This window comes from Streptomyces lucensis JCM 4490 (genome assembly GCF_014650035.1).
Taxonomy (GTDB): Bacteria; Actinomycetota; Actinomycetes; order Streptomycetales; family Streptomycetaceae; genus Streptomyces; species Streptomyces lucensis.
In genome coordinates, this window is record NZ_BMUE01000045.1 from 1 (window position 1) to 2,543 (window position 2,543).

Sequence of the window (2,543 nt, forward strand, 5' to 3'; positions counted from 1 at the left end):
GCCTGGGGACTCTGGCAACAAACCAGCACCATCACCGCCACCCTCCACACCAACCACCGTGGTGTCGGTGCCGGCGCCGTCACCGCGCTGCCGACCGACGAGGCTCTCGCGCTGTTCGACGCCGCGCTGAGCAGTGGCCGAGCACAGCTGACACCGATCGGTCTCGATCTGCGGTCGCTGCGCAGTGCCGCCGAGGCCGGAGTGCTGCCCTCTCCGCTTCGGTCTCTCGCCGAACGGTCGGCGCCCCGCAGGCGCGGTCACGCGGAGCGGTCGCTCGCTCAGCGTCTCGCCGGGCTCGCCGAGGACGAGCAGTCCGCCGTCCTGCTGGAACTGGTGCGCACGAACGCCGCCTCGGTGCTCGGGCACATGTCGGCGGATTCCATCGCTGTAGAACGGGCGTTCCAGGAGTTGGGGTTCGACTCCTTGGCCGCGGTGAAGCTTCGCAACCGGCTCAATGCCGCCACCGGGCTCCGGCTCCCCATGACGGTGATCTTCGACCATCCCAACGCCGCCGCGCTCGCGGACCGCCTGCGCACGGAGCTCCGTGCCGGCAGCGTCGCCCCGAGCGCCGCGCTCACGGAGCTTGAACGGTTCGAGGCGACGGTCCTGTCGCTGTCTGCGGACAGTGAGCTGCGTCCAGGGCTCGCAGCCCGATTGCGTGCGTTGCTCTGGAAGCTCGACTCGGACCCGCACACGGCGACGAGGCGGAAGCCCGAGGACGACGATCTCGGTTCGGCTTCGGACGACGAGCTCTTCAGCGTGCTGGACAACGAACTCGGTATCGCGCGCTCCCACAAATGACTGCGACCCCTGCCCAGGAGGCGGCCTTCTCATGAACGAAGACAAGCTCCGCGATTACCTCAGGCGCGCGACCGCGGATCTGCGTCAGGTCAATCAGCGGCTGCAGGAGGTCGAGGCCAAGAGCCGGGAGCCCATCGCCATCGTGAGTATGGCGTGCAGGTTCCCCGGGGACGTTCGCTCCCCGGAGGACTTGTGGCGCTTGCTCGATTCGGGGAAAGAGGCCTTCTCCGGCTTTCCGGCCGACCGCGGCTGGGACACGGAAGCGCTCTTCGACCCGGATCCCGCCAGTTCGGGCAAGACCTATGTGCGCGAGGGCGGCTTCGTCGAGGACGCCCATGAATTCGACGCGGAGTTCTTCAACATCAACCCGCGCGAGGCACTGGCGATGGACCCGCAGCAACGCCTGCTCCTCGAGACCTCCTGGGAACTGTTCGAACGGGCGGGCATCGATCCGGGATCGCTCAGGGGCAGCCGCACCGCCGTCTTCACGGGAACCAACGGCCAGGACTACACGCGCGGGCTGCTGTCGGGCACGGAGAACGTCGAGGGGTATCTCGCCACAGGTGTTTCCGCGAGTGTGGCCTCGGGCCGCATCTCCTACGTCTTCGGGCTCGAAGGCCCAGCCCTGACGATCGACACGGCGTGCTCGTCCTCACTGGTGGCCCTGCACCTGGCCGCCCAGGCCCTGCGCAACGGCGAATGCGACCTCGCCCTCGCCGGCGGCGTCACCGTCATGGCCACACCGTCGATCTTCATCGAGTTCAGCCGCCAGCGTGGCCTCGCACCCGACGGCCGCTGCAAACCGTTCGCCGCGGCAGCCGACGGCACCGGCTGGGGTGAGGGCGTCGGCCTCCTCCTCGTCGAGCGTCTCTCCGACGCCGAACGCCACGGCCACCGCGTCCTGGCGGTGCTTCGGGGTTCCGCGGTCAACCAGGACGGCGCCAGCAACGGTCTCACCGCCCCCAACGGTCCCTCCCAGCGACGCGTCATCCGCGCCGCGCTGGACAACGCCCGTCTGACACCCGACCAGGTCGACGCCGTCGAGGCCCACGGCACCGGCACCACGCTCGGCGACCCCATCGAGGCACAGGCGCTCCTCGCCACCTACGGCCAGGGCCGAGACCCCGAGCATCCGCTGTGGCTCGGCTCCATCAAGTCCAACATCGGCCACACACAGGCCGCGGCAGGCGTCGCCGGCATCATCAAGATGGTCGAAGGGATACGCCACGGGGCACTGCCCCGGACCCTGCACGTCGATCGGCCCACACCCCACGTCGACTGGTCGTCGGGAGCGGTCCGCCTGCTCACCGAAGGCCGCCCCTGGCCGGAGACCGGGCGGCCGCGACGCGGCGGCGTCTCCTCGTTCGGCATCAGCGGCACCAACACCCACATCATCCTGGAGCAGGCGCCCGAGGTTGCTGTCGAGGCCGGCGACTACGTAACCGAGGCTCCGGCCGGTCCGCTGGCGTGGGTGCTGTCCGCCAGGAACGAGGGAGCACTGCGGGAACGGGCGGCGCGGTTGCGGCACTCGACGACCGGGGAGGACGAACGCCCGCTCGTCGACGTCGGGTTCTCCCTCGCCACCACCCGGGCGCACCTCGAACACCGGGCCGCCGTCATCGCCGACGACCGAGCCGGCTTCCTGGCCGGGCTGGACGCCCTCGCCACCGGCGGCGAACACCCCCACCTCGTACGGGGATCAGCCACCGGAGGCGGCAAGACCGCGTTCCTGTTCGCCGGGC

2 protein-coding genes are annotated in these 2,543 nt (G+C 70.1%); both read left to right on the forward strand.

The window, feature by feature from the left end; all coding sequences use genetic code 11:
* Positions 1-801 (forward strand): phosphopantetheine-binding protein (locus IE177_RS34535; RefSeq protein WP_229816418.1); only part of this gene is annotated, 801 nt, incomplete at its 5' end.
* A gap of 31 nt (positions 802-832) precedes the next feature.
* Positions 833-2,543 (forward strand): type I polyketide synthase (locus tag IE177_RS34540; protein ID WP_190019442.1); only part of this gene is annotated, 1,711 nt, incomplete at its 3' end.